General features: G+C 65.9%; 24 protein-coding genes. 9 read left to right on the top strand and 15 right to left on the bottom strand.

All coding sequences use genetic code 11. From position 1 onward, the window contains the following. Positions 1 to 58 precede the first annotated feature (58 nt). Entirely contained in the window at positions 59 to 2,068 is a 2,010-nt protein-coding gene (gene tkt, locus ACFPPA_RS14655; RefSeq protein ID WP_377321189.1) for a transketolase, read from the bottom strand. Between the two features lie 262 nt (positions 2,069 to 2,330). Here tkt and ACFPPA_RS14650 point away from each other — a divergent pair, with 262 nt between their 5' ends. Continuing rightward, positions 2,331 to 2,990 carry an outer membrane beta-barrel protein gene (locus ACFPPA_RS14650; protein ID WP_377321187.1) on the top strand — a complete coding sequence of 220 codons (660 nt, stop codon included), beginning with the start codon at positions 2,331 to 2,333 and terminating at the stop codon, positions 2,988 to 2,990. Positions 2,991 to 3,199: 209 nt separating this feature from the next. Continuing rightward, the gene (locus ACFPPA_RS14645; protein ID WP_377321185.1) at positions 3,200 to 3,799 is read left to right on the top strand and encodes a porin family protein; all 600 of its coding nucleotides are present in this window, start codon (positions 3,200 to 3,202) and stop codon (positions 3,797 to 3,799) included. Between the two features lie 100 nt (positions 3,800 to 3,899). Here ACFPPA_RS14645 and ACFPPA_RS14640 read toward each other — a convergent pair whose 3' ends face one another. The 3 genes from ACFPPA_RS14640 to pyk form a co-directional block, all read right to left on the bottom strand. Continuing rightward, positions 3,900 to 4,904: a class I fructose-bisphosphate aldolase gene (locus ACFPPA_RS14640; RefSeq protein WP_377321184.1), complete on the bottom strand. Its 1,005-nt coding sequence runs from the start codon at positions 4,902 to 4,904 to the stop codon at positions 3,900 to 3,902. A 132-nt stretch (positions 4,905 to 5,036) separates the two neighbouring features. After that, entirely contained in the window at positions 5,037 to 5,477 is a 441-nt protein-coding gene (locus ACFPPA_RS14635; protein WP_377321183.1) for an energy transducer TonB, read from the bottom strand. A 95-nt stretch (positions 5,478 to 5,572) separates the two neighbouring features. Continuing rightward, positions 5,573 to 7,042, bottom strand: a complete 1,470-nt coding sequence (gene pyk, locus ACFPPA_RS14630; RefSeq protein ID WP_377321181.1) for a pyruvate kinase — start codon at positions 7,040 to 7,042, stop codon at positions 5,573 to 5,575. A 215-nt stretch (positions 7,043 to 7,257) separates the two neighbouring features. Here pyk and ACFPPA_RS14625 point away from each other — a divergent pair, with 215 nt between their 5' ends. Next, positions 7,258 to 9,258, top strand: coding sequence for a S9 family peptidase (locus ACFPPA_RS14625; RefSeq protein WP_377321179.1), 2,001 nt, complete (start codon positions 7,258 to 7,260; stop codon positions 9,256 to 9,258). Positions 9,259 to 9,273: 15 nt separating this feature from the next. On the opposite strand, the gene ACFPPA_RS14620 is transcribed toward ACFPPA_RS14625, so the two are convergent. Beyond that, a complete protein-coding gene (locus ACFPPA_RS14620) occupies positions 9,274 to 10,089 on the bottom strand; it encodes a S1/P1 nuclease (RefSeq protein ID WP_377321177.1) in 816 nt (271 codons plus the stop codon). A 184-nt stretch (positions 10,090 to 10,273) separates the two neighbouring features. Between ACFPPA_RS14620 and gap the strand changes: the two genes are divergently transcribed. Further along, on the top strand, positions 10,274 to 11,275 hold the full coding sequence (gap, locus tag ACFPPA_RS14615) for a type I glyceraldehyde-3-phosphate dehydrogenase (protein ID WP_377321175.1): 1,002 nt from the start codon (positions 10,274 to 10,276) through the stop codon (positions 11,273 to 11,275). Between the two features lie 69 nt (positions 11,276 to 11,344). Here the strand turns inward: gap and ACFPPA_RS14610 are convergent, their stop codons facing one another. Further along, the gene (locus ACFPPA_RS14610; RefSeq protein WP_377321173.1) at positions 11,345 to 13,648 is read right to left on the bottom strand and encodes a nitric-oxide reductase large subunit; all 2,304 of its coding nucleotides are present in this window, start codon (positions 13,646 to 13,648) and stop codon (positions 11,345 to 11,347) included. Positions 13,649 to 13,850: 202 nt separating this feature from the next. Then, on the bottom strand, positions 13,851 to 14,174 hold the full coding sequence (gene fdxA, locus ACFPPA_RS14605) for a ferredoxin FdxA (RefSeq protein ID WP_377321172.1): 324 nt from the start codon (positions 14,172 to 14,174) through the stop codon (positions 13,851 to 13,853). 161 nt (positions 14,175 to 14,335) lie between these two features. On the opposite strand from fdxA, the gene ACFPPA_RS14600 reads away from it, so the two are divergent. Beyond that, complete coding sequence (locus ACFPPA_RS14600; RefSeq protein ID WP_377321171.1) at positions 14,336 to 14,746, top strand: group III truncated hemoglobin; 411 nt, start codon at positions 14,336 to 14,338, stop codon at positions 14,744 to 14,746. Positions 14,747 to 14,754: 8 nt separating this feature from the next. On the opposite strand, the gene tpx is transcribed toward ACFPPA_RS14600, so the two are convergent. Further along, on the bottom strand, positions 14,755 to 15,258 hold the full coding sequence (gene tpx / locus ACFPPA_RS14595) for a thiol peroxidase (RefSeq protein ID WP_377321170.1): 504 nt from the start codon (positions 15,256 to 15,258) through the stop codon (positions 14,755 to 14,757). A 601-nt stretch (positions 15,259 to 15,859) separates the two neighbouring features. Between tpx and azu the strand changes: the two genes are divergently transcribed. From azu to ACFPPA_RS14575, 4 genes are all read left to right on the top strand, one after another. After that, entirely contained in the window at positions 15,860 to 16,306 is a 447-nt protein-coding gene (gene azu / locus ACFPPA_RS14590; protein ID WP_377321169.1) for an azurin, read from the top strand. Between the two features lie 261 nt (positions 16,307 to 16,567). Beyond that, on the top strand, positions 16,568 to 18,532 hold the full coding sequence (locus ACFPPA_RS14585; protein WP_377321168.1) for a pyridoxal phosphate-dependent decarboxylase family protein: 1,965 nt from the start codon (positions 16,568 to 16,570) through the stop codon (positions 18,530 to 18,532). A gap of 70 nt (positions 18,533 to 18,602) precedes the next feature. After that, positions 18,603 to 19,451 carry a prephenate dehydrogenase/arogenate dehydrogenase family protein gene (locus ACFPPA_RS14580; protein WP_377321166.1) on the top strand — a complete coding sequence of 283 codons (849 nt, stop codon included), beginning with the start codon at positions 18,603 to 18,605 and terminating at the stop codon, positions 19,449 to 19,451. A gap of 121 nt (positions 19,452 to 19,572) precedes the next feature. Further along, entirely contained in the window at positions 19,573 to 21,045 is a 1,473-nt protein-coding gene (locus ACFPPA_RS14575) for a UbiD family decarboxylase (protein ID WP_377321164.1), read from the top strand. Positions 21,046 to 21,259: 214 nt separating this feature from the next. Here the strand turns inward: ACFPPA_RS14575 and tatC are convergent, their stop codons facing one another. From tatC to ACFPPA_RS14540, 7 genes are read right to left on the bottom strand one after another with little or no spacing between them, the layout of a single operon-like run. Beyond that, positions 21,260 to 22,024, bottom strand: a complete 765-nt coding sequence (gene tatC, locus ACFPPA_RS14570; protein WP_377321162.1) for a twin-arginine translocase subunit TatC — start codon at positions 22,022 to 22,024, stop codon at positions 21,260 to 21,262. Next, positions 22,011 to 22,442 carry a Sec-independent protein translocase protein TatB gene (gene tatB / locus ACFPPA_RS14565; RefSeq protein ID WP_377321160.1) on the bottom strand — a complete coding sequence of 144 codons (432 nt, stop codon included), beginning with the start codon at positions 22,440 to 22,442 and terminating at the stop codon, positions 22,011 to 22,013. The genes tatC and tatB overlap by 14 nt, the downstream gene beginning before the upstream one ends. 9 nt (positions 22,443 to 22,451) lie before the next feature. Further along, complete coding sequence (gene tatA / locus ACFPPA_RS14560) at positions 22,452 to 22,826, bottom strand: twin-arginine translocase TatA/TatE family subunit (protein WP_377321158.1); 375 nt, start codon at positions 22,824 to 22,826, stop codon at positions 22,452 to 22,454. Between the two features lie 10 nt (positions 22,827 to 22,836). After that, the gene (locus tag ACFPPA_RS14555) at positions 22,837 to 23,571 is read right to left on the bottom strand and encodes a nitrous oxide reductase accessory protein NosL (protein ID WP_377321156.1); all 735 of its coding nucleotides are present in this window, start codon (positions 23,569 to 23,571) and stop codon (positions 22,837 to 22,839) included. After that, entirely contained in the window at positions 23,568 to 24,401 is an 834-nt protein-coding gene (locus ACFPPA_RS14550; protein ID WP_377321154.1) for an ABC transporter permease, read from the bottom strand. Before ACFPPA_RS14550 ends, ACFPPA_RS14555 begins: the two co-directional genes overlap by 4 nt. Continuing rightward, positions 24,398 to 25,336: an ABC transporter ATP-binding protein gene (locus ACFPPA_RS14545; RefSeq protein WP_377321152.1), complete on the bottom strand. Its 939-nt coding sequence runs from the start codon at positions 25,334 to 25,336 to the stop codon at positions 24,398 to 24,400. Before ACFPPA_RS14545 ends, ACFPPA_RS14550 begins: the two co-directional genes overlap by 4 nt. Further along, a complete protein-coding gene (locus ACFPPA_RS14540; RefSeq protein WP_377321150.1) occupies positions 25,320 to 26,612 on the bottom strand; it encodes a nitrous oxide reductase family maturation protein NosD in 1,293 nt (430 codons plus the stop codon). The genes ACFPPA_RS14545 and ACFPPA_RS14540 overlap by 17 nt, the downstream gene beginning before the upstream one ends. Positions 26,613 to 26,669: the final 57 nt, after the last annotated feature.

The following is a 26,669-nucleotide window of genomic DNA, read 5'->3' as shown; positions in this document are numbered from 1 at the left end:
CACCCGCCCCTCACTCAATCCTCTCCCCCAAGGGGAGAGGAGGCGATCGCGACGAACCTTATTTGAGGGTGCGCTTCACCGCATCGACCACGTGCGCCACGCTGAAGCCGAAGTGCTCGAACAGCTGCGGCGCCGGAGCGGAGGCGCCGAACGTGGTCATGCCGACCACCTCGCCGTCCAGGCCCACGTACTTGGCCCAGAAGTCGGCCGTGGCCGCTTCCACCGCCACGCGTGCACGGCACCAGCCCGGCAGCACGCCCTCGCGGTATTCCAGCGGCTGCGCGTCGAACACCTCGGTGCACGGCATCGACACCACCCGCACGCCGATGTCCTGCTGCGCCAGCGCGCGTGCCGCTTCCATCGCCAGCTCCACTTCGGAGCCGGTGGCGATCAGGATCGCCTTGAAGCGGGTATCCAGCGGATCGGACAACACGTAGCCACCGCGCATGATGTCGGCGACCTGCTGCTCGCTGCGCTGCTGATGCTTGAGCGTCTGCCGCGAGAACACCAGGCAGGACGGCGCACCCTTGCGCTCGATCGCGGCCTTCCACGACGCCGCCGACTCCACCGCGTCGCACGGACGCCACAGCTGGTTGTTCGGGATGTAGCGCAGGCTGGCCATGTGCTCGACCGGTTGGTGGGTCGGGCCGTCCTCGCCCAGGCCGATCGAGTCGTGCGTGTAGACGTGGATCGCATGGGCCGGAATCAGTGCGCTCATGCGTACCGCGTTGCGCGCGTAGTCGGAGAACACCAGGAAGGTGGCGTCGTAGGGAATGAAGCCGCCGTGCAGGGCCAGGCCGTTGGCGATCGCGGTCATGCCGAACTCGCGCACGCCGTAATACACATAGTTGCCCTTGCCGTCGGCGCTGTTGCCGGTGGCCGCGTCCAGGCTGCCCTTCCACTTGGTGAGGTTGGAACCGGCCAGGTCGGCCGAGCCGCCGATCAGCTCCGGCAACAGCGGGCCGAACGCGTCCAGGCTCATCTGCGAGGCCTTGCGCGAGGCCACTTCCGGACCTTCGGCCTGCAGCCTGGCGATGTACGCCTGCGACTTGCCGGCCCAGTCGGCGGGCAGCTCACCGGCGACGCGGCGCTTCAGCTCGGCGGCGAGTTCCGGGTACGCCCGGGCGTAGGCCTCGAACGCTTCGCTCCACGAGCGTTCGCACTGCGCGCCCTTGCCCTTGTGATCCCAGCCGGCATAGATGTCGGCCGGAATCTCGAACGGACCGTAGTGCCAGCCCAGCTGTTCACGGGCGGCCGCCACCTCGTCCTTGCCCAGCGGTGCGCCGTGGCTTTCTTCCTTGCCCTGCTTGTGCGGCGCGCCGAAACCGATGATGGTCTTGGCGCAGATCAGCGTGGGCTTGTCGCTCTGGCCTGTTGCTGCCTTCAACGCCTTGCCGATCGCCTCCGCGTCATGCCCGTCCACGCCACGGATCACGTTCCAGCCGTAGGCCTCGAAACGGGCCGGCGTGTCGTCGGTGAACCAGCCCTGGACCTCGCCGTCGATCGAGATGCCGTTGTCGTCATAGATCGCCACCAGCTTGCCCAGCTTCCAGGTGCCGGCCAGCGAGGCGACTTCGTGCGAGATGCCTTCCATCAGGCAGCCGTCGCCCAGGAACACATAGGTGTGATGGTCGACCACGGCGTGATCGGGGCGGTTGAAATGCGCCGCCAGCACTTTCTCCGCCAGCGCGAAACCGACGGCGTTGGCCAGGCCCTGGCCGAGCGGGCCGGTGGTGGTCTCCACTCCGGGTGTCTCGCTGGCTTCCGGGTGGCCGGCAGTCTTCGAATGCAGCTGGCGGAAGTGCTTCAGCTGGTCCATCGGCAGGTCGAACCCGGTCAGGTGCAGCAGCGCGTACTGCAGCATCGAGCCATGACCGTTGGAGAGCACGAAGCGGTCGCGGTTGAACCATTTCGGGTTCGCCGGATTGAACTGCAGGAAGTCGTTCCACAGCACCTCGGCAATGTCGGCCATGCCCATCGGCATGCCGGGGTGGCCGGACTTGGCGGCCTCGACGGCATCCATGGCTAGGGCGCGCACGGCGTTGGCGAGTTCGCGGCGGGTGGTCATCGGGCAGTCTCCGGCAGGCGCAAAACGCGCATTGTCGCTGATCCGGACGTTCGCTGTCGCGCCGGACCCGTGGCGCACGCCCCATGGGGGCCCGTTTTCCGGCGGCAGATTAATTCAGCCTTAATTTTTCATTGACGGATACCGAAACGCTTCAGGCTCGAACCCGTCCAATGGCGCGGCGTGTGGTTTCCATGCGCCGCTGCCCGACCCATCCCCAGGGATCGGGCAGCGCGTTGTCATAAGCAGTCAAGAAGGTATCCCCATGAAAAAGACACTACTTGCCCTCGCACTGGTTTCGGCCGCCGTTTGTGCCCTGCCCGCGCTGGCACAGGACAGCCCTGCCCCGATCGACAGCAGCCCCGCCGCCAGCGACACCCAGGCCGGCGGCAATTACCAGCCGGGTCAGGCGATCGGCAGCGGCAACTGGCTGATCGACGCCAGCGTCGGTCAGGCGCACATCAACAAGGGCCCGTACGACGCTCATCCCACCACTTATTCGCTCAGCGCCGGCTATCGCTGGAAGGTCGGCCCTGATCTCGGCCTCGGCGTCGACGTGGGTTACAACGACCTGGGCAATTTCAAGCTCAAGAACGCGTTCAACAGCAACAACGTCAATCAGACCGCCCAGCGTCAGGCCCTGCGCGGCTGGACCGCGGGCGTGAATGGCCGCATCAACGTCTGGCAGGGCCTGTACCTCAGCGGTCGTGCCGGTGTGTATGGCTGGAAAGGGCACGGCTACAGCGACCAGGACATCAACCGCCACGATCTGAACCAGGTCGACCTCTACGGCGGCGCTGGCGTGGGCTACGACTTCACCGACCATTTCGGCCTGGGCCTGTCGTACGACTACTACCGCGCCAACAAGCACGGCATCGACCTGAGCACCGACACCGCCTCGGTGAGTGCCGAATACCGTTTCTGAGATACGGCATGAGGCGTCGGGTACTCGTTCCCCCGGGTACCGCGGTCGCCGGATTAACACTGGCTTAATAATAAACTTGCCGGTATTGAATCTTTCCGCCAGCGCCTCATCTAACCGTCCAGTGTCGCCGCCTGATTTGGGTAGCGCACTTTCAGCAGCGGCCAACTCCCCCCCAGGCCGACTGCCATGACAACTAGGAGCATCTCCACATGAAAATCAAGAAGACCCTGCTTGCCCTCGCCCTCAGCACCGCCGGCCTGCTGGCCGTCCCCGCGGTATTCGCGCAGAGCGCCCCGACCCACAACGATGGCTGGTTCGTCAACGGCAATGTCGGTCAGGCCTCGCTCAATCACGGCGCGTATGACGACACCAGCACGGGTTACGCCATCAATGGCGGCTACCGCTGGGCATTGAGCCCGGCCGTCGCGGTGGGTGCCGAGGTGGGCTACAACGACCTGGGCAACATCCATGCGAAGAACGTGTTCAACAACCAGCCGGTCGTGGCGGACAACAAGTCCCAGCTGCACGGCTGGACTGCCGGCGTGAACGGGCACTTCAACGTCACCCCGAACTGGTACGTCAGCGCACGTACCGGCGTCTACGGCTGGCAGGGTCACGGCCTCAGCAACGATGCCAACCCGGTTCGCAAGGGCTTTGACAACACCAGCTGGTACGCCGGTGCCGGTGTCGGCTACGACTTCAGCAACAACGTCAGCGTGGGTCTGAACTACGACTATTACGACGCGAAGAAGGACCACGTGAACCTGAGCTCGGACATGGTCTCGGTCAGCGCGGAATACCGCTTCTGATAGACCTGCAACAGGTCGCAAGGCCAAAAAAAGGGCGCCGCAAGGCGCCCTTTTCCTGTCCGGTCCCGCGCACCGTTTCAGCGGCGGGGCATGCTGCGGATCAGCCGTTCCACTGGCCCAGTGCGGCCAGGCCGTTGTCGCGTGCCCGCGCATACACGGTCTTCTGTGCCTCGGCGTAGTTCGCCTTCATGTCCTTCGACCACAACTTCAGGGCCGCCTGCTGCATGGCGCGGCCATACGAGAACGACAGCGGCCACGGATGCGGACCGATCTGGTTCATCGCGTTCAGATGCGCGGTGGACTGCTGGTCCGACTGGCCACCGGAGAGGAACACGATGCCCGGCAGCGAGGCCGGCACGGTGGACTTGAGCACGCGCACGGTCGCTTCGGCGACTTCCTCGACATCGACCTGCTCCTCGCAGTCCTTGCCCGGGATGACCATGCTGATCTTCAGGATGGTGCCTTCCAGCATCACGTTCTGCTCGTACAGCGCATTGAACAGGCTGCGCAGCACGGCTTCGTGCACCTCGTAGCTGACCTCGATGCTGTGATCGCCGTCCATCAGCACTTCCGGTTCCACCATCGGCACCAGGCCCGCTTCCTGGCACAGCGCGGCGTAGCGCGCCAGCACGTGGCAGTTCGCCTCGATCGCGGTGGAGCTGGGGTTTTCCTCGCTGATGTTGATCACCGCACGCCACTTGGCGAACTGCGCGCCGAGCCGGGCGTATTCCTGCAGGCGCTCGCGCAGGCCGTCGAGGCCCTCGGTGACCACGTCACCGGGAAAACCGGCCAGCGGCTGCGGCCCCTTGTCGACCTTGATGCCGGGAATGATGCCGAGCTTCTTCATCAACTGGGTGAACGGCACGCCGTCCCTGGTCGACTGGCGGATCGTCTCGTCGTACAGGATCGCGCCGGAGATGTGCTCGTTCAGGCCGGGCGTGGTCAGCAGCATCTCACGGTAGGCGCGACGGTTCTCCTCGGTATTCTCGATACCGACCGCCTCGAACCGCTTCGCGATCGTCTTGGTCGACTCGTCGATGGCGATGATGCCCTTGCCGGGCGCGACCATCGCCAGGGCAATACTTTCGAGATCTTCAATACTCATGACGACTCCGTGGTGCGAGGGCGGGACCCGCCAGCACAAGGTTGACGCCGCCTCGGGGTCGAAGCGGCGTGGTTCAAAACGGGGATTATAGGCCAGATTCGCCGGGCCGGCCGGGCCGCCCGACGTCGGGCGTTACGAGCCGTAACCGGGCAACTTGCAGGCATCCGTCAGTTGCTGGCGGGCCGCCGGGTCCTTCGGCGCATTGAACGGCACGATGTAGTAGGTCGCCACGGGCTGCCCGATCTTGTTGTTCAGCGACGGGCCGTAGCGGAAATGGGACACCGCGCTGCGTGCCACCGTCCCCAGGTCGCTCTTGGGCACCACCTTGACCACCCGCACGTCCAGCGGCACGCCATCGGAACCGACCGTGTAGGTCACCGCCGCACACCCCGGCTTGTCCAGATTCAGCCCGCTGTTGGGCACATCCATCTGCACCTTGGTATTGAGCAGGATCCAGTAACGGTACAGATTCTGCTGATCGACCTTGTGCGGCTGGGCCAGCACCGGCGCCACGAACCCCAGGGTCAGCGCCAGCAACAGAGCCTGGCGCAGCGGACGGAATACGGTCTTCATGGTGAGCTCCAGTACGGGAAGGACGGGTTCAAGTGTAACCGCCCGGCCATCCACCCGACGTCAACCCAGGAGGACCGGACAGCCGCCCGTCAGCATCACAGATCGCGCAGGCTCTCCACCATGCCGTCGACGCCGACCGAGAGCAGCTTCAGCGTATTGGTGCCGCCGCCCTGGCCCACATGATCGCCGTGGGTGAGCACGACCCGGTCGCCTTCGCTGAGGCGGCCTTGGGCGAACAGCTGCTGCACCGCGGCGAGTGCATTGGCTGCGGAGTTCGCACCCTGGTGAGTGAACGCCACCGGCTGCACGTCGCGCAGCATCAGCATGCGCCGACGCGCCTTGGCCTGCGGCGACAGGGCATAGATCGGCACCGCCGTGCGGTAGCGCGACAGCCACTGCGCGGTGGCGCCGGATTCGGTCAGCGCCACGATCGCGCGCACGCCCAGCTCGCCGGCCAGCATCATCGCCGCCAGTGCGATCGCCTGATCGCTGCGATCCAGCCGATGCCCGCCCGCCTTCAGGTCTTCCTTCGGCTCGAACTGGCGCTCGGCACCGAGGCAGATGCGGCGCATCGCGGCCACCGCCTTGTCCGGATGCGCACCGGCAGCGGTCTCCTCGGACAGCATCACCGCGTCGGTGCCGTCGATCACCGCGTTGGCCACGTCCAGCACCTCGGCACGGGTCGGGATCGGCGAACGCACCATCGACTGCAGCATCTGCGTGGCGGTGATCACCGCGCGGTTGCGTGCGACCGATTCGCGGATGATCTTCTTCTGCAGCCCGGGCAATTCGGCATCGCCGATCTCCACGCCCAGGTCGCCGCGCGCCACCATCACCACGTCGGAGGCGTCGATGATCTCGCCCAGCACCGGAATCGCGTCGGCGCGCTCGATCTTGGCGACCAGCGCCGCGCTGCCGCCGGCCTCCTGCAACAGCCGACGGGCCTGGTGCATGTCATCGGCCGAACGCACGAACGACACCGCCAGGAAGTCCGCGCCGATCTCGGCCGCGAGCTTGATGTCGGCCTTGTCCTTGTCCGACAGCGCGGTGACCGAAAGCCCGCCACCCTGCCGGTTGAGGCCCTTGCGGTTGGACAGCTTGCCGCCGACCAGCACCTCGCAGCGGACCTCGCTGCCGACCACGTCCAGCACCGTCAAGGCGATCAATCCGTCATCCAGCAACAGCACGTCGCCGGCATGCACGTCCTGCGGCAAGGCGTAATAGCTGACGCCGACCCGGGTGGCGTCGCCCGGTGGCACGTCGGGACGGCAATCCAGCACGAACGGCGCGCCGTCGACCAGCTGAACCGGCCCGTTCGCAAACGTCTCGATGCGGATCTTCGGCCCCTGCAGGTCGGCCAGGATGCCGACTTCGCGATCGGCGGCGACCGATGCCGCCCGCACGGCACGGGCGCGGGCGCGGTGATCGTCCGGCTCGCCGTGCGACAGGTTCAGGCGAACCACATCGACGCCTTCGGCGATCAGCTTCTCGAGCATGCCCGGCGCATCGGTGGCGGGACCCAGGGTGGCGACGATCTTGGTGCGGCGTGAAGGTGTATTGGTCATGTCGCCGAGGCTAGCAGAAGTCGGCGGCGGTGCCACGATGCAAACGTATGCAATGGAAGTATGGGCGTCCAGATGCGACGGCCGACACGTCCAGCAGGCGACGACGGAGCCGGGCAGATTCGGGACCGCTCCGACGGTGGACCGCCGGCCGGCGACTTGTCAGCGGCAGCGCGGGAATCCATGCTGCGGACCGGGCTCATGCTTGCGGGGACATCATGGCAAGGATCTCGGGATGGATCGTGCTGCTCGCCGCGATGGTCGGCATGAGCTGCGCGATCGCCACGGATACGGCGGCGTCAGGCCGGAACGGCATCGACGAGTTCGCGCGCGATCCGGATTTCTCCCACGTCAGCATCTCGCCGGACGGTCACTACCTGGCCGCGCTGGCACCCGTTCCCGGCAAGCCGCAGCAGAACCAGCTGGTCATCCTCGACGCCGCCACGGCCAGGCCGCTGCGGGCGCTGAACTCCGGCTCGTACCAGCTGATCAGCAACTACCGCTGGGCCGGCGAGCATCGGCTGATCGGCACGGTGGCGATCAAGCTCGACGGGCTCGACACGCCGATCCCGACCGGCGAGCTGTTTGCGATCGGCGCCGATGGCAGCCGTCCACTCACCCTGTTCGGCTTCCGCGCCCACGCCAACACCGAAACCGGCCTCGGCCAGCGCGAACAGCGCGCCGCTTTCGCGTGGGTGGTCAGCACCGAGCTGGCCGACCGCGGCCGCATCGTGATCGCCACGCGGCCGTACAGCGATAGCCGCAAGGGCGTGGACAACAGCGTCGAGACGATCGACGTGATGACCGGCAGTGCACGGCGCATCGGCGGTTCACCGGCCCACGATGCCGACTTCGTCGCCGACCACGCGGGTCGCGTGCGGGTCGCCTACGCCAGCACCGACCACCTCGACACGCGGCTGTGGACGAGGCAGGGCGACGGCGACGCATGGGTATTGCGCAACGACCCGGCGCGCTCCGGCGTCGTGCTGATGCCGATCGGCTTCGATCGGGACAACCGCAAGCTGTACGTGATCAGCAGCAGCCAGGGCGACAAACCGGACGCGGTCGAACTGATGGACATGGCCAGCGGCAAGCGCAGCCTGGTCTACCGCGGCCAGTTCGCCGATCCGCTGCGCCTGCTGCCCAGCGCGGACGGCCGGGACTACTACGCGGTGATCACCGCCGACGGCCGGCCCGACCTGCATTACATCGACAGCGACAGCCCCGAAGCCCGGCTCAACCGCGCGCTGGCGAAGCAGTTCCCGGGACGGCTGGTGTATCTGTCCAGTTTCAGTGCCGACGGCAAGCGCGCGATCATCCACGAGCAGAGCGACCGCAATCCCGGCGACTATTTCCTGCTCGACCTGACCACCCACAGCGCACATCATCTGCTCAGCGCGTATCGCCGGATCGATCCGCTGCAGATGCGTCCGGTGCAGCCGATCGCGCTCACCGCGCGCGACGGACTGGCCCTGCACGGCTTCATCACCCTGCCGTCCGGTCATGCACCCTATCCGCTGGTGGTGATGGTGCACGGTGGCCCGTTCGGCATCTCCGACCAGTGGACCTTCGACCCCGAGGTGCAGATGCTGGCCGGCCACGGCTACGCGGTGCTGCAGGTCAACTATCGCGGTTCGGGCGGCTATGGCACGCGCTTCATCAGCCGCGGCTACCGGCAGTGGGGACGGGCGATGCAGGACGACCTGGTCGATGCCACCCACTGGGCGGTCAGCCGGGGCTACGCCGATCCGGCCCGGCTGTGCATCTACGGCGCCAGCTACGGCGGCTATGCCGCGCTGGAGGCCGTGGTGCGCGAACCGGAACTGTATCGCTGCGCGATCGGCTACGCCGGGGTCTACGACATGCGCGTGCAACTGCAGAAGGGCGATACGCAGTCCACCAACGCCGGGCTGAACTACATGCACGAAACCATGGGCAGCGACCCGGCCGAGCTGCTGGCGCACTCGCCGCTGGCCGGGGTCGGGCGGATCAGGGCGCGCCTGCTGCTGATCCACGGCGGCGCCGATCAACGCGTTCCGTTCAGCAATTTCCGCGAATTCACCGCGGCGCTGGACGCGCGGCACAAGAGCTACGACACCCTGGTCGAGCCCGACGAGGGCCACGGCTTCTTCGTCGAGGCCCACCGGGTCGAGGCCTACCGCAAGATGCTCGACTTCCTCGACCGCTCGATTGGCCAGGCCGACGCCATCACCCGCTGACCCCGGGGCGGCGCCTCACGGCGCCAGCACGCGATTGAGTACGGCGGCCAGGCGCCGGCCGGCCTCGCGCAGGCGCAGGTCGGCCACCGGCAGCTCGGCCCTGACGTAGCTCGACGTGATGCGGTGGCCGCTCGGATAGAAACCGGGCACGGCGCTGATCCGGCAGGATTCCTCGGCCCACTGCGCATAGGGATTGTCCAGCGGCGCGATCGGCGTCGGCAAGGCGACCGGCACCGCCGAATCGAGCTCCCGGGCGTAGTCCTGCCAGTCGAGCCCGCGGCTGTAGAGCATGCCGGAGTCCCATACCTTGTGCAGGTTGCTGCCCCTGCCGTCGAACTGCACCTGGTAGGTATTGCCTCCCTTGTCGTCGCGATAGCCGGCATGCAGCGGCTGGTGGATGTCGCCGACGAAATGCACCACGAACTTCAGCGCCTCGCGGCGCACGTTGTCCGGCTGGCCGCGATCGCCCAGCACACCGACGTAATACCGCAACGCGGACACCACGCAACGCCCGTCGCGACAATCGCGCGGCGGCACATAGTCGCAATCGCTGCCACCACGGAAGTTGATGTAGTGCTGGCTGCGGGTCTGCTTCCACAGCGCCGCGCGAGCCGGATCGTCCTGCAGCTGGTCGGCCCAGTTGGCGACGTCGGCCAGCGAACGGGTGTGCTCGGGCGCCAGCAGGCGCTCCACCTCGGCCTCGACCGCCGGGCTCAGGTGCCGTTGCGCCAGGTCGGCGACCACGCTGTGACCCAGCGGCCCCCACGCCTGCGCGGGAATGCTGGCGAGGCAGGCGAGCAGGACGGCGATGGCGCAGCGGCTGAAGGTCATGCGGATGATCCGGCGGGGCAATCGGGCCAGTCTGCCACAGCCGGTTTGAACCTTGATGGCATCGTGCGTCGGGCATCGCCTGCCCGCGCCCGCGAGCGCCCGACGCCGATTGGCTGTAAAATCGCGGCTTTGCCGGCCGCTTGCCGCGGTCCCGTTTTCATTCCCTTCTGGAGGACGCCCCCTCATGACCATCAAGGTCGGCATCAACGGCTTCGGCCGCATCGGTCGCAACGTGCTTCGTGCAGCGGTACAGAACTTCGGCAGCGACATCGAGATCGTGGCGATCAACGACCTGCTCGAGCCGGACTATCTCGCGTACATGCTCCGCTACGACTCGGTGCACGGCCGCTTCAAGGGTGACGTGGCGGTGCAGGACGGCCAGCTGGTGGTGAACGGCAAGAAGATCCGGCTGACCCAGGAGCGCGATCCGGCCGCGCTGAAATGGGGCGAGGTGGGCGCCGACGTGGTGATCGAATCCACCGGCCTGTTCCTGGACAAGGTCACCGCGCAGAAGCATCTGGATGCCGGCGCGAAGAAAGTGATCCTGTCCGCGCCGTCGAAGGACGACACGCCGATGTTCGTGTTCGGCGTGAACGACAAGACCTACAAGGGCGAGGCGATCATCTCGAATGCCTCGTGCACCACCAACTGCCTGGCGCCGATCGCGAAAGTGCTCAACGACAAGTGGGGCATCAAGCGCGGCCTGATGACCACGGTGCATGCCGCCACCGCGACGCAGAAGACCGTCGACGGTCCGTCCAACAAGGACTGGCGCGGCGGCCGCGGCATCCTGGAAAACATCATCCCCTCGTCCACCGGCGCGGCCAAGGCCGTCGGCGTGGTGATCCCCGAGCTCAACAAGAAGCTCACCGGCATGAGCTTCCGCGTGCCGACCTCGGACGTGTCCGTGGTCGACCTGACGGTCGAGCTGGTCAAGGATGCGAGCTACGCCGAGATCTGCGCGGAAATGAAGGCACAGAGCCAGGGCGCGCTGAAGGGCGTGCTCGGCTACACCGAGGACAAGGTCGTCGCCACCGACTTCCGCGGCGAGACCTGCACCTCGGTGTTCGACGCGGACGCCGGCATCGCGCTGGACAGCACCTTCGTCAAGCTGGTGAGCTGGTACGACAACGAATGGGGCTACTCGAACAAGTGCCTGGAGATGGTGCGGGTGGTGGCGAAGTAATCGATTCGTCTACCCTCCCCAAACCCGTGCCGATCTTCAGCGGCGCGGGTTTTTCATGGCGGGGACGGCTCAGTGCGTCTGCACCGCCGCGTCTGCACGCACCCCCAGATAGCCCTTGATCGAGGCGATCACCAGCGGGATGGCGCCGAAGATGATGAAGAGCAGGTCGCCCGGCAGACGCAGCCACTCGATCACGTGCGAACGCGGCATGCTCATGTAGTCGATGCTGCGTGCATGCCAGTAGCCATGCTGCACCACGTCCCACAGCTGCAGCACGCCGCTGGGGAACAGGCTCAGCAGCAACATCATCGCCAGACCCAGATTGGTGCCCCAGAAAGCTACCCTGACGTACTTCTCGATGCCCAGCCAGCGCGCGTCGCTGCTGGTCTGGCGCAGGCAGAACACCATCAGCGCGATCGCCAGCATGCCGAACACGCCCATCAGCGCCGCGTGGCCGTGGGTCGGCGTGACCTGGGTGCCCACTTCGTAGTAACTGACGATCGGCAGGTTGATGAAGAAACCGAACATGCCGGCACCGACGAAGTTCCAGAAGCCCACTGCCATCAGGAAGTAGAACGTCCACTTGTGCGGCACCGAGACTGACTTGCCGCAGACATCGCAATCACCGCGGGTGGTGCGCACGAAGTCCCAGGCGTCCAGCGTCAGCAGGGTCAGCGGCACCACCTCGAGCACCGAGAACATCGCCGACATCGACATGTTGAAGTTGCTCTGACCGCTGAAATACCAGTGATGACCGGTGCCGATCAGACCGCCGAGAAAGTACAGGATCGCGTCCAGGTAGATCACCCGCAACGCCACGTTGCGCCGGGTCAGACCCAATTGGTAGAAGGTCAGCGCGACCACCGTGGTGGCGAAGAATTCGAAGAATCCCTCGACCCACAGATGGATGATCCAGAAGCGCCAGGTATCCACTACCGTGTAATTGGTCCTGGCGCCGAAGAACAACGCCGGCACATAGAACACCGGGATGGCGATCGCCGCGAACAGGAACATCTTGGCCAGCGGTCGTGCAGCCACGTTGGCGACTGCACGCGGGCGCGCCAGCAGCCACAGGATCGCGAACCATACCAGCAGGCCGACTACCAGCAGGTACTGCCAGATTCGTCCCAGTTCCAGATACTCCCAGCCCTGATCGCCGAGCCAGAACCACCAGTGCCCCAGCTTCTGCACCATGCCGGCCCACTCGCCGAGCAGGCTGCCCCCAATCACCACCACGAAGGCGGCGAACAGCAGATGGATCCAGCCAGCCAGCCAGCGCGGTTCATCGGCACGCAACGAGCGCCCGAGGAACAGCGCGGCTGCCACGTAGGCCGTGGCAATCCAGAAAATCGCGGTCTGCAGATGCCAGGTACGCAACAGGTTGCTTGGGAAGATGGTTTCCAGCTGAAAGCCGTAGAAGCTGCCCGGATCGGCGCGGTAATGGGCCACGCCACCACCGACCAGCGCCTGCATCAGCAACAGTAGCGCGACCACCACGAAGAACTTCATCAGAGCGCGCTGGCCCGCGCTGGATTGTCCTGGCAGCAGCTGCGGGTGCACGTGATGGTCGCGACTGACCCAGCCCAGGTAATCAAACTTGCCGAACGCCAGCAGCACCATCGCAATGCCGGCCAGCAGCACCAAGAGACTGAGTGCGCTCCACAGCAACGCGTTCGGCGTAGCCACATTGCCCACGCTGGGGTCGTACGGAAAGTTGTTGGTGTAGGAGGCTTGGGTACCGGGCCGATTCGCCACCGACGCCCATGCGGCCCAGCTGACGAAGGCGGTGAACTGGTGCAGTTCCGCCGGATCGCTGATCAGGTTCGGCTTGAGCCCGCCATTTTTCGTCGGATCCTTGAAGTAGTCGGTCCAGTAGCCGATCTGCTGGCGGTAGGCGATCGCCTCCGGCTCGATCAGGCGCAGGACACCGCTCCGGGCGTCGTAACGATTGGTCTTGAGGACCACCGCCGTTGCGGCATGCACCGCCGCCTGCTGCTGTGCATCCAGTGCGGCAAGCGGTTCGGCATATTGCTTCACTGCAATGGCGGCAGCGGTGTTCTCGCCGAGGCGATGCAGGGCTTCCGCCGAGTAGTCTGGTCCGAGGTAGGCGCCGTGGCCCCAGATGCTGCCGTTGTCCATCAGGCCGTATTTGAGGAATACCGCCTGGCCATCGCGGATGTCATCGCCGCTGAACAGCGTGGCGCCCTGAGCATCCACCACCTGGGCGGGAATCGGCGGCGCATTGCGGTACGCCAGCGAGGTGATCGCGATCAAACCGGCAAAGCCGAGCACCATCACGATCACCACGACTCGCAACCACCAGGGCGACAGCTCGCTATCGTGGTCGGTCAAGGGTTGTGCTGCTTCATTCATCGTTGCTCTCCCCGGTAGAGCGAAAGGTTGCAAGCCCGTGACGTGCAGACAGGTAACCCTGCGCCGGCTGTACACCCCGATTCAGCCTGCCCCACGCCGGCCGGATGGATGCGGAACCGATCCGTGCCCGCGACTTCGCACACCATAGCGCCATTTGGCGCCAGATGGCGCCTTTGCGAGAACAACGAATTGCCGGACAGGCTCAGCGTTTCAGCAGCGGCAGCTTGTCCGGCACGCCGTCCCATCGGTCGGCATCCTCCATCGCGGCGATCTTGCTGGTCAGCACCGGCCACTCCGGCGCCAGTTCCGCATTGATGGCCGTGAAGATTTCCTGTCCCGCCGGCAGGTCGAGTTCGGGAAAGATCGCGCCGACCGGGCACTCCTCCACGCACAGCGTGCAGTCGATGCATTCGTCTGGATCGATCACCAGGAAGTTTGGGCCCGCGTGGAAACAGTCCACCGGGCACACCTCGACACAGTCGGTGTGCTTGCAGTTGATGCAGTTCTCGGTGACGACGTGGGTCATCGTGTCTCCTGTCGGACCCGGCATGGCATGGCGGCAGTGTGGGCGAGCATGATCGTGCCGGCCATGATCCAGGTCAGGGCGATCCCTCCTCCGTCATTGCAGAATGCCCGCGATGGGTCTCCCTCCATCCCGTCCTGTCCAGCCCACCCAACCTGTCCCGCATGAATCCAGCGATACCCTTTGACGAAGCCGCCATTGCCCGCCTGGTCGATCGCTTTTACGAGAAAGTGCGCGTCGACGAGCAGTTGGGGCCGGTGTTCAACGCGGCGGTGCACGACTGGGACGAACACAAGGCCCTGCTCACCTCGTTCTGGTCGTCGGTGGCGTTGCGCGCGGGCAGCTACCGCGGCAACCCGATGGCGGCACATCGACCGCACCCGATCCGCGCCGAACACTTCGACCACTGGATCGCGCTGTGGTTGGAAACCTGCGCGGAAGTACTGGACGAAGCCAGCGCCGCGCAGATGGTGGAATACGCCCGACGGATCGGACGCAGCCTCAAGTACGGCCTGGGGCTGAACGCGCAGGCACGTCCGTTCGGCGTACCGATCGTCAGCGTCGGTCAGGCGTAGGCACTCGCTCAGCCGCCCAGCGCCTTCAACGCGGCCTCGTAATCCGGCTCGTGGGCGATCTCGCCGACCAGCTCGGCGTGGATCACCCTGTCGTGCTCGTCCAGCACCAGCACCGCGCGCGCGGCCAGACCCGCCAGCGGGCCGCTGGCGATTGCCACACCGTAGTCGTTGAGGAACTGGCGACCGCGCATCAGCGACAGGTTGACCACCCTGTCCAGTCCCTCGGCACCGCAGAAACGTGCTTGCGCGAACGGTAGGTCGGCCGAGATGCACAGCACCACGACATTGTCCAACCGGCTTGCCAGCTCGTTGAAACGGCGCACCGACATGGCGCAGGTCGGTGTGTCGATACTGGGGAAGATGTTCAGCACCTTGCGCTTGCCGGCGTAATCCGACAGCGCGACGTCGGACAGGTCGCCACCCACCAGTTCGAACCCCGGTGCCGTGCTCCCCACCCGCGGAAACTGACCGTTGATGCTGATCGGCTGACCCTTGAACGTGACGTCGGACATGGCACACCCCGTGATTGAATGGACGGCGGCAAGTAAAACATGGTCGCGGCCGGAAATACGATGCCCGTCCTCAGGCCGGACGCACCGGCCCGGATGACCCCGGCCGATGCCACTTGTCCCGGTCGCATCATCGGGCGGCCCCGACCCGGCGCAAGTGGTCGCGAACCGAACGAATCGCGCCCCGGACGATCGCCGCGACCATGCGGCAGATTGCCGCGCCGGTTCGACGCGGCGCGCCGATCCAGCCCCCGTGCACCGTTCCCCCTGGCGTTTCCGACCCGGTATCGCCGTGGCTGGCCGTGAACGACATGGCGATCGCGCCCGCTCCACCGCACCGGGCGCAAACCGCGCCACCAGGCCATTTTTCGGCAGCACGCCCGGATCAAGATCCTGCGCCTGCCGGGTCCGGCGATGCCATTGCCGACGCCGATACCGGCGCCGCTGGCCGCGGTGCCTTTCCTGCGGCCGGCCGATCGGCAGTCGCTCGATGAGCTGAACAGTCCGGTGCCCCGCTGCCGCCAGATGATCCAGATCAAATGCCGGCCCATGCGAACCCGATAACTTGTTCGGCAAGACATTCAAACACCACTGGAGACACCCCATGAAACTTCAAATCTTTGCCCTGATGCTGCTGGGCCTCGTCGCCGCCCCCACCTGGGCAGCCAGCTGCTCTGCGAAGGTCGAAGGCAATGACATGTTGCGCTTCAACAAGGCATCCATCGAAGTGCCGAAGACCTGCACGACCTTCACCGTGACCCTCGACAATGTCGGCAGCATGCCGCGCTCGGTGATGGGTCACAACGTGGTGATCGCGCCCAAGGCCGATGAACAGGCAGTCATCAACGATGGCGCCGCGGCCGGTATCGATCACGACTACGTCAAGCCGAACGATGATCGCGTCGTCGCCAGCACCAAGCTGATCGGCGGCGGCGAGACCACCTCCACCACGTTCAAGGTGGCAGCGCTCAAGCCCGGCGTGGCATACAGCTTCTTCTGCACCTGCCCCGGACACGCGTCACTGATGAAGGGCACCGTCGTCCTCAACTGAATCGACACGGTCGTCAGATGAACCAAACCCTGGAACGCGACGCCATCACCGATGGCGTCGCGTTCTCGCGTTGGGCGGCACGGGCTGCCGGCAGCCATCGCGGGCAACCGAAGTCAGCACGCCGCCCGACCCGGTGCGCGGCAACCCGCCCTGCAATTGACGTGCATCAGTGCACCCACTCCGGCATGCCTCCAGCATGAGACTCCCGTTTTCCGGAAGATCGACGATGCGCACCGCAACAAGCCCGAGGTCACGGCCCGCATGATGGCCGCCCTGCCACTGCCCGCCCACGGCACCCGCGACCACACGCTGGACGCCTGCTTTCTCGGCCCGTACGGCGAGAACGATGCGTTGCTGGAAAAACTGCTGGTCGAATTCCTGCGCGACCATGTCTACTGGCGGCGCAATTTCCACCCGGAAGATCCGCCGGCGATCGCCACCGCGGCCGCGCACCATCCGGACTACCTCGCGTTCGAATCGCGCATGCGGCGCGAGCTGCACCTGTTGTCGGCCGCGCTGAAGAAGTCGGTGCCGTTCCACAGCCCCCGCTACGTCGGCCACATGGTGTCCGACCTGTTGCTGCCGGGGCTGGCCGCGCAGATGCTGACCCTGCCCTACAACCCCAACAACGTCAGCGAGGATGCCGCGCCGGTCACCGTCGACATGGAGGTGCAGGTAGGCCTGCAGCTGGCGCGCATGCTCGGTTATCCGCACGATCCCGCGCTGCCGGCCTGCGCCTTCGGCCACCTCACCTCCGGTGGCACCGTGGCCAACTACCAGGCCTTGCGGCTGGCGCTGGCATTGAAGGCGTTTCCGGTGGCGCTGCGGGCCGCCGGGATACCGGAACTGGATCTGCCGACCGATGACTGGGCTGCGTTCAACCTCGCCGCGGCCGACACCATTGCGCTGCAGGAACGATGGCAGGCGTGGCTGGCCGCGCAGACGCAGGGCGAGCGCAAGCGATGGCACCAGCGGGTCGAGGCTGAACGTATCGAGCACCGCGGGCTGGCCGACTTCTTCGCCGTGCACCCCACCCTGCGCGTGCCGCTGGTGCTGGCGCCGGTGACCGCCCATTACTCCTGGAGCAAGGGGATGAAGCTGCTCGGCCTGGGCAGCCATCAGCTGCGCCTGGTGCCGACCCGCGGCATGCGGATGGATCCGCAGGCGCTGGACGCGACGCTGGCCGCCTGCGCGCGCGAGCGGCAACCGGTGCTGATGTGCGTGGCGGTATTGGGCAGCACCGAGTACGGCACCATCGATCCGGTCGATGCCGTGCTGGCCGCACGCAAGGGGGTCCGCACGCAGGGGCTGGATTTCTCCGTGCATGTGGACGCCGCCTGGGGCGGCTACCTGGCCACCCTGTTCCGGCACCAGGACGGCAGGCTGCGCACGCGCACCGAAGTGGCCGCCGATTACGTGCATTTCCCCACGCCGGAGGTGCACGCGGCATTCGCCGCACTGGGCGACACCGACTCGGTGACCGTGGATCCGCACAAGCTCGGTTATCTCCCCTATGGCGCCGGCGCCTTCATCTGCCGCGATCACCGCGCCATGACGCTGCTGGCCGAACGCGCCGATTACGTGTTCCACGGCAGCACGCCCGGCGACTACCTGACGCGCTATCGCAGTCTCGGCCAGTTCGTGCCGGAGGGCTCCAAGTCCGGCGCCGCGGCGGCGGCCGTGTACGTGACGCACAAGGTGCTGCCGCTGGACTATCGACACTTCGGCCGGCTGCCCATGGCCACCGTACGCGCCGCCGAGATCTTCACCGCGTGCGCGCAACGGTTTGCGCTGGAGGTCGCCGACGTGATGCACGTGCTGTTGCCGTTCGTCCCGGACAGCAACCTGGTCTGCCTTGCCATGAATCCACGCGGCAACCGCGAGGTGGCCGGGGCCAACGCGTGGCTCCGCGCACTGCACGACACCCTGCGCTGCGATCCCAGCCAGCCGCTGCAGATGAAGGAATTCTTCGGCTCGGTCACCAGCCTGCGACCGGACATGCTGGGGCCCGCGGAGATGCAGCGGATCCTGGACGCGCTGGATCTGGAACCGGACAGTCTCGCCGGCGACGGCGATGACGATCGCCTGGTGATCCTGCGACACACCTTGATGAACCCGTTCCTGATCGACCATGAAAACGGCATCAGCTACATCGAGCGCTACTTCGAATTCCTGCAGCGCAAGGTGCGCGCGTCGGCCCTGACGGCGCGTGCGGCCACGGGATGAACCGGCAGGGCCTTGCGCAGGGCGGTCACATGCAGGATGGTCAGCGCACCCTCCTGCCACAGACGCACCGATGACGCCGCAAGCTCCCCGCGCGATTCCTGCCAACACCGCCGGACGCGGCGATCCGCCGCACGCCGTCGCGCAGCGGTTCGCGATCCTCGGCTACGGCCGCTTCGGTCGCGCGTTCGCCGAACTGGTGCTGCAGGCCGGCCATGCGGTGCGCATCCATGACCCGCATGCGGCGGTGCCGGCCGAGTACGCGACCGCCACCGCCGCGGAGGCCGTCGATCGGGCCGGGTGGGTGGTGCTGGCGATGCCGGTACCGCACATGCGCGACGCCCTGCTCGCATTGCGGCCGCATCTTCGCCCCGCACACACCGTGATCGACGTCGGCAGCGTGAAGCTGCATCCCTGCGCCTTGCTGGACGAAGTGCTGGGCGCGCAGATTCCCCATGCCGGCACGCATCCGCTGTTCGGCCCGCTCAGCCTCGCCCGCGGCGAACGGCCGCTGCGTGCGGTGATCTGCGCCAGCCCGCGGCATCCCGAGGCCGCGAGCCGAACCACCGACATGCTTGCCGGACTCGGCTGCGAGGTGATCGCGCAGGATCCGTCGACCCACGACCAGGCCATGGCCAGTACCCACGCGCTGGCGTTCTTCATCGCCAAGGGTCTGGTCGACATGGGCGTGGACGACGACCTGACCGTGGCACCGCCCTCGTTCCAGGGCCTGAAGCACATGCTGGCGGCCGTGCGCGGTGACGCCGGCCATCTGTTCGCCGCGATCCAGCAGGAGAATCCGTTTGCCGCCGAGGCGCGCACCCGACTGATCGCCTCGCTGGGCCGCATCCACGAGCAGCTTCAGGGCGACGCCGACGACGCGACGCTGGCCATTCCGGACCGGCCCGAACATCCCGCCTGATTTTCGATGGGATTCCCCGCGCGCCGCTCGAGCGCGGACGCCGGCGAGACCGGCTTGACCTGGGTCAGTGCGCATCGGGCGGGAACCGGCGAGGCTGCATGCCCCGATCGGGCATTCGCGCATGAGCTTCCACGATTTACGTTCCTTCCTGAGCCGGCTTGAGCAGAGCGGGCAGCTGGTCCATGTCGCCAGCGCGGTCGACCCCCGGCTGGAGTCGACCGCGCTGTGCCTGCGTGCGCTGCGCGAGGGCGGCCCGGCGCTGCTGATGGAACAGGCCGTCGGCTCGAACCACGCGATGCTGGGCAACCTGTTCGGCCACCGCCGGCGGATCGAGCTGGCGCTGGCCGGGCGACCGCTGGCGAGCCTGCGCGAACTGGGCCAATTGCTCGCCGCGATCAAGGAACCACGCTGGCCCTCCAGCCTGCGCCAGGCGCTCGCCACCTGGCCGGAACTGGCGCAGCTGGCGCACGTGGCGCCGCAGCGGGTACGCGAGGCGGCGTTCGAGCATGAAACCTTGCAGGGCGGCGAGATCGACCTCGCGCGCCTGCCGATCCAGCACTGCTGGCCGGGCGACGCCGGACGCCTGATCACGATGGGCCTGGTGGTCACCCGCGGCACCCGGCAGCCGCGGCAGAACGTGGCGATCTACCGCCAGCAGGTGATCGGACCGAACCGGGTGATCATGCGCTGGCTGCCGCATCGTGGCGGCGCGCTGGACTACGCCGACTGGAAGGTCGCGCACCCGGACCGGCCGTTTCCCGTGCTGGTGGCGCTGGGCGCCGATCCGGCCACCATGCTGGCGGCGGTGGCGCCGGTACCCGACACCTTGTCCGAGTACGAATTCGCCGGCTTGTTGCGCGGCCAGCGCACGCGCGTATGGCCAAGCCGGCTGACGGGCCTGGATGCACCGGCCGGCGCGGAGATCCTGCTCGAAGGTTTCATCCATCCCGGCGATACCGCGCTGGAAGGGCCGTTCGGCGACCACACCGGCTACTACAACGCGCAGGACCATTTCCCGGTGCTGACGATCGAGCGCATGCGCCTGCGCCAGGACGCGATCTATCACGGCAGCTACATGGGCCGCGCCCCGCACGACGAACCCTCGGTGCTGGCGCTGGCGTTGAACGAGATCTTCGTGCCGATCCTGCAGAAGGTGTTCCCGGAGATCGTGGACTTCTACCTCCCGCCGGAAGCCTGCTCGTACCGCATCGCGGTGGTCAGCATCCGCAAGCAGTACCCCGGCCATGCGCGACGGATGATGATGGGCATCTGGTCGTACCTGCGCCAGTTCACCTACACCAAGTTCGTGATCGTCACCGACGACGACATCGACGCGCGCGACTGGTCGCAGGTGATCTGGGCGCTGGCGACCCGGGTCGATCCGGCGCGCGACTCGATGCTGGTCGAGAACACCCCGATCGACTACCTGGATTTTTCCAGTCCGGCGCCGAGTCTCGGCTCGAAGCTCGGCATCGACGCCACCAACAAATGGCCGTCCGAAACCAGTCGCACGTGGAGCAAGCCGATCGTGTCCGATCCCGCCGTGGAGCGTCGGATGAATGCCTTGTGGGAAGAGCTGGAACGATCACGCTAGCCGGCCGTGAGCCGCCGGCAGAGCGTTCCCGGGAAACGATGGCCGGCGAGCGACCTGCGACCGGTGTCGGTCCACGGATGCTGCCGGTGGCCGTCGCGCGGCTCCGATCCCGACCGGGCCATCCCCCGGTCGGCGCCCTTCCATCCGTCGCCGATCCGCGGGAGCTTCGCGCTGAAGAGTGCGTCGGACTGAATCGTCCCGTGAAGACAGGATCTCAATGTTCGGCTGCCGGGACGCGCGGGACGATCAGCCACCTCACCGTCAGCACGCCCAACTCGTACAGCAGATACATGGGCACCGCCAGCATGATCATCGAGGTGATGTCCGGTGGCGTGATCACCGCGGCAATGGCAAACGCGCCGACGATCACGTAGCGGCGACTGCCGTGCAACCCGGCAAGATCGACCACACCCACCGCAGCCAGGATCACTACCGCCACGGGCACTTCGAAACAAAGACCGAAGGCGAAGAACACCAACATCACAAAGTCGAGGTAGTGGGTGATGTCGGTCATCATCTCCACACCCTGCGGAGTTACCGCCGCGAGAAACCTGAAAGCCGCCGGCAAGACCAGGAAGAACGCAAACGCGCATCCCAGGTAGAACAGCACCAGCGAGGCTGCCAGCAATGGCCGGGCCAGTCGCTTTTCACTCGCGTACAGGCCGGGCCTCACGAAGGCCCACAGCTGGTACAGGATCATCGGCATGCTGACAAAAAGTGCGGTGAACAGGGCGAGTTTCAACGGGGTCAAAAAGGGGCTGGTCACCTCGGTCGCTATCAAATGGGCGCCGGTCGGCAAGCGGGAGACCAGCGGCGCCGCCAGGAGCGCATAGAGCCTGTTCGCAAACGGCACCAGCCCCAGCAACACCAGGAGCACGAACGCGGTCGCCTTGAGCAACCGCGAGCGCAGTTCGAGAAGATGGGAAAACAGACCCGATTGCAACGCCTCGGCGGTACTGCCTGATTCAACCGAGGTCATGCGCGAGATCCTCGGTGGCCTGGCCCTGACCAGGCGACTCGCTGGAGGACCCGGCCGCGGAAGTCAGCCCCGGCGGAACCTGACGGGATGAGTCCGGTGATGCGCTGTCACGAGGCGGCGTCGACTGCATCAGCGTATTCAGTGCCCGGCTATCGAGTGGTTTGCGGAGCGGACCAAGGCTTGCGTCGAGTTCCGCTTGCGCCGAGGCCACATGCTCCGAGGCATGGCGCGCTGCCTGTCTTATCTCGGCGACCTGCAGTTCGCGCTCCACCTCGGCACGAACACTGTTCCAGCCGCCGCGCATTCGACGCATGATCGCGCCCGCCGTGCGCGCAGCGACGGGCAGCTTCTCGGGGCCAAGAACGACCAGTGCAATCAACGCAAGCAGGAACAGCTTGCCGATATCGAAATCAATCATCCGAGACCCCTAGGGCTTGCTGGCGCGCTCGCGAGCGTCTTGTCGAACGTCGCTTTCGGATGACAGGACCTCTGCCGTCCACTGGCCTTCCGCCTTTGGATCCCGATCGTCCTCGCCATTCAGGTTCTTCTTGAAGCCCCGGATGGCGGCGCCCAGATCCGGACCGATACTGCTCAATTTTCCTGTACCAAAAACCAATACCACCACGACGACAAGGATGATCAGATGCCAAATGCTCATAGGTATTCCTGATGCAATTTCAGAATGGAAGAATTCGTGAACAGGCTGTCTTCCAGGCCAGTCGGCACGCGATGCCGGCGGCCCCGGCAAGCCGGCGAATGCTGCCGCCACGACATCGGTTTCCAGCTCCCGCGCAACGGGCATGTTCCCGACATCAGTGCTTCCGCCCATCAAGCGGAGCGGGGCGATTCCTTCGCAGCCCCGGGTCGATCTCGTGCATGACGGCCGGAGCGTGCAGCGGATCGGGACGTTCGTCCTGCGCCAGCTGCGGCGAATCGGCGGAATGCTCCGGCGCAAGGCAGGCCCTGGCCAGGGCAAATGCGGGGGAACCCCGGGTTGGGCAGCCGAAGCCAAGCATCGAGGTCAGCTCGGGAGTCACATCGGAAAAGCTCAATATTTCGCCGCCGTGCGTGCGAACGAATGCCTCGGCGTCCTTCCTGGAGGCAAACGATGCAAACGTCGGTCCCATCAGGCCACTCAGTGGCTGCCAGGCCACGTAGGAGGCGGTCCGCGCATCGACAAACGTACGGGCTTCGTTGGAGGGATGCTGCCAATTGATCCGGGCGCTGTCCTGCACCAGCAGGTGCTGCAGCCGGGTCCTGTTTTCGGGTTGCAAGGCATAGGCGAACAAATCGCGGGTCGAGCCGAATTTCAGGGGGGCCTTGTAGCCCTGAACATAAGCCTCCCCGCGCGGCCCGGGTCCCGCCTCGATATACATGCCGCACACCGCGCAGACATCGCCCTCATGGATGTCCACCGCGAGCTGAGGCGGCGGTGGCCGGTCGCTTTCGCAAGCGGCCAGCAAGAGAATGGCCAGTGCTACCAGCAACGGTCCGAGGACACGGGTCACCGCGTGCGGGCCCCGCCGGCGTGATGTGTGGATTTTCATACTTCCTTCCGACGAAACAGAAACTGCGCCAGCGCAAACGGAATGACGATCCACAGCGACATGACCAGGTAGAGCACCCAGGGGCGATAGACATGGGTCGCCGTCATGCCCATGAACAGCTCGTTCCCGCTGCCCGACCCGAGCGTGGTCAGGTTGATCAGCCGGAAGACGTCGATCGGGTTCAGGTAGAGCAAATGCGGGAAGAGAGACTGCTCCCACTGGTTGCCGCCGCTGAAGACCAGGACCGCCAGCAGGCAGAGGTCGAAAATGATCACCGTGCCCAACCAGGTCACCAGGGCCAGGCCTGCCGCACGCGCCTTGTCGTGGGTCATCACGCTGATCACGCTGGCCAATGCGACGAAGCTTGCGCCGAGCATCGAGGCGCTCAGCACGAAATTGCCCATGTTGAGCCAGGCTGCGGTGGTTCGCGCCTCGGGCTGCATGATCTGAATGATCACCACCGCCACGCCGAAGCCCACCAGGGTGGCCGTGGCCAGCGCGCTGCAATGACCGACGAACTTGCCGGCGACCAGTTCGACTCTCGATATCGGGTAGCTGAGCACCAGCAACAGGGTGCCGTTGTCCTGTTCGCCAACCACCATGTCGTAGGCGATCAGCAGGCCGATCAACGGAATCACGAAAGCCGCCAGCGTGGTCAGGCTGGCCAAGGTCGCGTCGAACGAGGTAAAGCCTATCTTGCCGGCCGCGGCGCCGCCGAAGTAGGAAATGCTCAGCGCCAGCACGGCGAACAGCACGGCCATGGCGATCGTCCAGCGATTGCGGAAATCGTCGCGAAACTCCTTCCTGGCAATGATCAGGATGCTGCTCATGCCTTTCCCTCCTCTTGCCGTCCCGTGCCGGCGCCAAGGTAGTCATACAGGCGTGCCAACGATGCCTCCTTGATCACGATGTCGTCGATCGCCGGATCCGCGGCAAGCCGTTGCAGCAGGGCCAGCTTGCCCCCTTCGGCGATCCGGATCTCGAACTGGCCGTCGCGCCGCACGTCGTGTGCCAGCCCGTGCTCGGCCAGCTCCCGAGCGAATGATTCCGGGTCGGCAGCCTCCTTCAGCCGTACCACGACGATATCGGGCAGCCCCGACTGCCGGCGCAAGTCGCCGACGCTGCCGGCCGCGAGCAACTCGCCCTGACGCAGGATCAGGGCACTGTCGATATGCGGTTCGAGTTCGGCAAGCACATGCGACGACACCAGCACGCTGTGCCCCTCGGCACGCAGTTCGGCAACGATCTCATACAGCTCGCGCGTCGCCTGGGGATCGAGGCCCCCGGTCGGTTCATCCAGCACCACCAGTTCGGGCGACGCCAATAGCGCCTGCGCCAGGCCGAGGCGTTGCCTCATGCCCTTGGAATACGTGGAGACGCGTCGGTCCCTGGCGTATTCCAGGCCGACGCGTTCCAGCAGTTTGCCGGCCTGTTGCCGCGATGCACGCTTCAGCCGCGCGAGGTAGTCGATCACCTCGCTTCCGGTGAGGTTGCCGTAGAACGCCACGCTCTCGGGCAGATACCCGATGCGACGGCGCAGCGAGACGGCATGACTTCCCCACGGGGACTCGCCCAATACCTCGACGTGACCGCTGGTCGGCTCGATGAGTCCCAGGATCAGCTTGATCAGCGTCGATTTCCCGGCGCCGTTGTGGCCCAGCAGACCCACCACCTTGCCCATCGGCACGGTCGCCGAGACGCCGGCCAGGGCTGCGACACCCTTGTACTGCTTGCCGAGAGCGGAAATATCAATGGCGTTGGTCATGTGCTCGCGCTCTCGAATTTTCGGGAATTCGCATCAGGGGATGGCTGTCCTGCACACTGGGCGGAGTGAACACCGGAAACGCGTGCTGCACATAACGCATCAGCAGGATCGAGGGGCTCGACATCAATACCCGTGCGCTCGGATATTTCCACAGCAGCACATCGACGCCATCGTTGGGCCGGTAAGGGACATCGCCGATGCGATCGCCGTTGAGATCCCAACCCAGATAGTTGCTCCAGTAATTGCCCCGCCGGTCCCATGACCATTCCTCGGCGTTGTTCTGCACGTACATGACCTGGGTCTTGTTGTCGACGAAGGCATTGCCGTAGATGGTGTTCTGGTCGGAGCCCGCGGTGACATGGATGCCGATACGCGAATGCTCCAGCAGGTTGTCCGCGATCGTGTTGCCCTGGGAGAGATACACGAAGATCGCCTTGCCCTCGGCACCGGCGATGACCTGCCCGTCGGTATCGAATTGTCCCTGGATGTTGCGCACCTCGTTGCCGCGAATCTCGCTGTAGTTGACGTAGTTGAGCAGAAGCCCGTACGACATGTCGTCATACGCCTGGTTGCCGATGATGTGCAGATGATCTGACGCCATCAGCGCGAAGCCGGCGGTGTTGCCGTGGCTGATGTTTCCGCGCAGCAAATTCCGCTTGGAATACATGTAATGGACGCCGTAGCGCACGTCGTGAATCCGGTTGTCTTCGATCGTGTTGTCCGGGCTTATGTAGACGTAGATGCCGTCCCGGGTCTTGCTCACGTCATTCCCGGAAATCGTGCAGCCGGTGTCATTCCACAGGTGAATCCCGTCACCCCGATCCGGTACGCGCAGCTCCGGCATGCCGACGATGGTGTTGCCGTTCACCACGACATGATTGGCACCATCCAGATAGACGCCGAACAGTACATTCTCGATCCTGTTGTTCGAGACCGTCACATCGTCCAGCGCCCGGTCGACGTAGATACCGGCATTCATCGCGGTCAGGTCCGAACCGGAGTGGCGGATCGTCAGGTGATCGATGCGCACGTGGGACGCCGACACGCGTATCACGTCGCCCGAGCCGTCACCATCGAGCACGGCCCCGGGACTGCCCACCAGCGATATCGACTTGTCCAGGTGCAGGTGCACGTGGTGAACGCCGGCGGGGACGTTCACCACGGCCCCGGTCGCCGCCGCGGCGACTGCCTTCTCGAGGGAATATGGCGCTTGCGCCGCCGGGCAGGCACGAGGTGCCGCCAGCAGGAGCAGGAGCCAAAGGCTGCGGAAGTTCAATGGTCACCTCTAGCCGAGGACGAGGCGGACCCGCCGGAGCGGAGGCTCCGGCGGATC

The sequence above is a fragment of the Rhodanobacter ginsengisoli genome (assembly GCF_042657065.1).
GTDB classification, from domain to species: domain Bacteria; phylum Pseudomonadota; class Gammaproteobacteria; order Xanthomonadales; family Rhodanobacteraceae; genus Rhodanobacter; species Rhodanobacter ginsengisoli.
The sequence above is the reverse complement of the archived record's forward strand: the minus strand, read 5'-3'. Positions and strand labels throughout refer to the sequence as shown.

Bases quoted from the DNA above. Each gene is read 5' to 3' on its own strand.
- ACFPPA_RS14545 (WP_377321152.1), bottom strand. From the start codon at position 25,336: ATGACCAACGCCATTGATATTTCCGCTCTCGGCAAGCAGTACAAGGGT.
- ACFPPA_RS14625 (WP_377321179.1), top strand. From the start codon at position 7,258: ATGGCAAGGATCTCGGGATGGATCGTGCTGCTCGCCGCGATGGTCGGC.
- ACFPPA_RS14620 (WP_377321177.1), bottom strand. From the start codon at position 10,089: ATGACCTTCAGCCGCTGCGCCATCGCCGTCCTGCTCGCCTGCCTCGCC.
- ACFPPA_RS14555 (WP_377321156.1), bottom strand. From the start codon at position 23,571: ATGAAAATCCACACATCACGCCGGCGGGGCCCGCACGCGGTGACCCGT.
- gap (WP_377321175.1), top strand. From the start codon at position 10,274: ATGACCATCAAGGTCGGCATCAACGGCTTCGGCCGCATCGGTCGCAAC.
- ACFPPA_RS14650 (WP_377321187.1), top strand. From the start codon at position 2,331: ATGAAAAAGACACTACTTGCCCTCGCACTGGTTTCGGCCGCCGTTTGT.
- ACFPPA_RS14580 (WP_377321166.1), top strand. From the start codon at position 18,603: ATGACGCCGCAAGCTCCCCGCGCGATTCCTGCCAACACCGCCGGACGC.
- tkt (WP_377321189.1), bottom strand. From the start codon at position 2,068: ATGACCACCCGCCGCGAACTCGCCAACGCCGTGCGCGCCCTAGCCATG.
- tatC (WP_377321162.1), bottom strand. From the start codon at position 22,024: ATGACCTCGGTTGAATCAGGCAGTACCGCCGAGGCGTTGCAATCGGGT.
- pyk (WP_377321181.1), bottom strand. From the start codon at position 7,042: ATGACCAATACACCTTCACGCCGCACCAAGATCGTCGCCACCCTGGGT.
- azu (WP_377321169.1), top strand. From the start codon at position 15,860: ATGAAACTTCAAATCTTTGCCCTGATGCTGCTGGGCCTCGTCGCCGCC.
- ACFPPA_RS14575 (WP_377321164.1), top strand. From the start codon at position 19,573: ATGAGCTTCCACGATTTACGTTCCTTCCTGAGCCGGCTTGAGCAGAGC.
- tatB (WP_377321160.1), bottom strand. From the start codon at position 22,442: ATGATTGATTTCGATATCGGCAAGCTGTTCCTGCTTGCGTTGATTGCA.
- ACFPPA_RS14635 (WP_377321183.1), bottom strand. From the start codon at position 5,477: ATGAAGACCGTATTCCGTCCGCTGCGCCAGGCTCTGTTGCTGGCGCTG.
- ACFPPA_RS14640 (WP_377321184.1), bottom strand. From the start codon at position 4,904: ATGAGTATTGAAGATCTCGAAAGTATTGCCCTGGCGATGGTCGCGCCC.
- ACFPPA_RS14610 (WP_377321173.1), bottom strand. From the start codon at position 13,648: ATGAATGAAGCAGCACAACCCTTGACCGACCACGATAGCGAGCTGTCG.
- ACFPPA_RS14550 (WP_377321154.1), bottom strand. From the start codon at position 24,401: ATGAGCAGCATCCTGATCATTGCCAGGAAGGAGTTTCGCGACGATTTC.
- ACFPPA_RS14600 (WP_377321171.1), top strand. From the start codon at position 14,336: ATGAATCCAGCGATACCCTTTGACGAAGCCGCCATTGCCCGCCTGGTC.
- ACFPPA_RS14585 (WP_377321168.1), top strand. From the start codon at position 16,568: ATGATGGCCGCCCTGCCACTGCCCGCCCACGGCACCCGCGACCACACG.
- tpx (WP_377321170.1), bottom strand. From the start codon at position 15,258: ATGTCCGACGTCACGTTCAAGGGTCAGCCGATCAGCATCAACGGTCAG.
- tatA (WP_377321158.1), bottom strand. From the start codon at position 22,826: ATGCCCGTTGCGCGGGAGCTGGAAACCGATGTCGTGGCGGCAGCATTC.
- ACFPPA_RS14645 (WP_377321185.1), top strand. From the start codon at position 3,200: ATGAAAATCAAGAAGACCCTGCTTGCCCTCGCCCTCAGCACCGCCGGC.
- fdxA (WP_377321172.1), bottom strand. From the start codon at position 14,174: ATGACCCACGTCGTCACCGAGAACTGCATCAACTGCAAGCACACCGAC.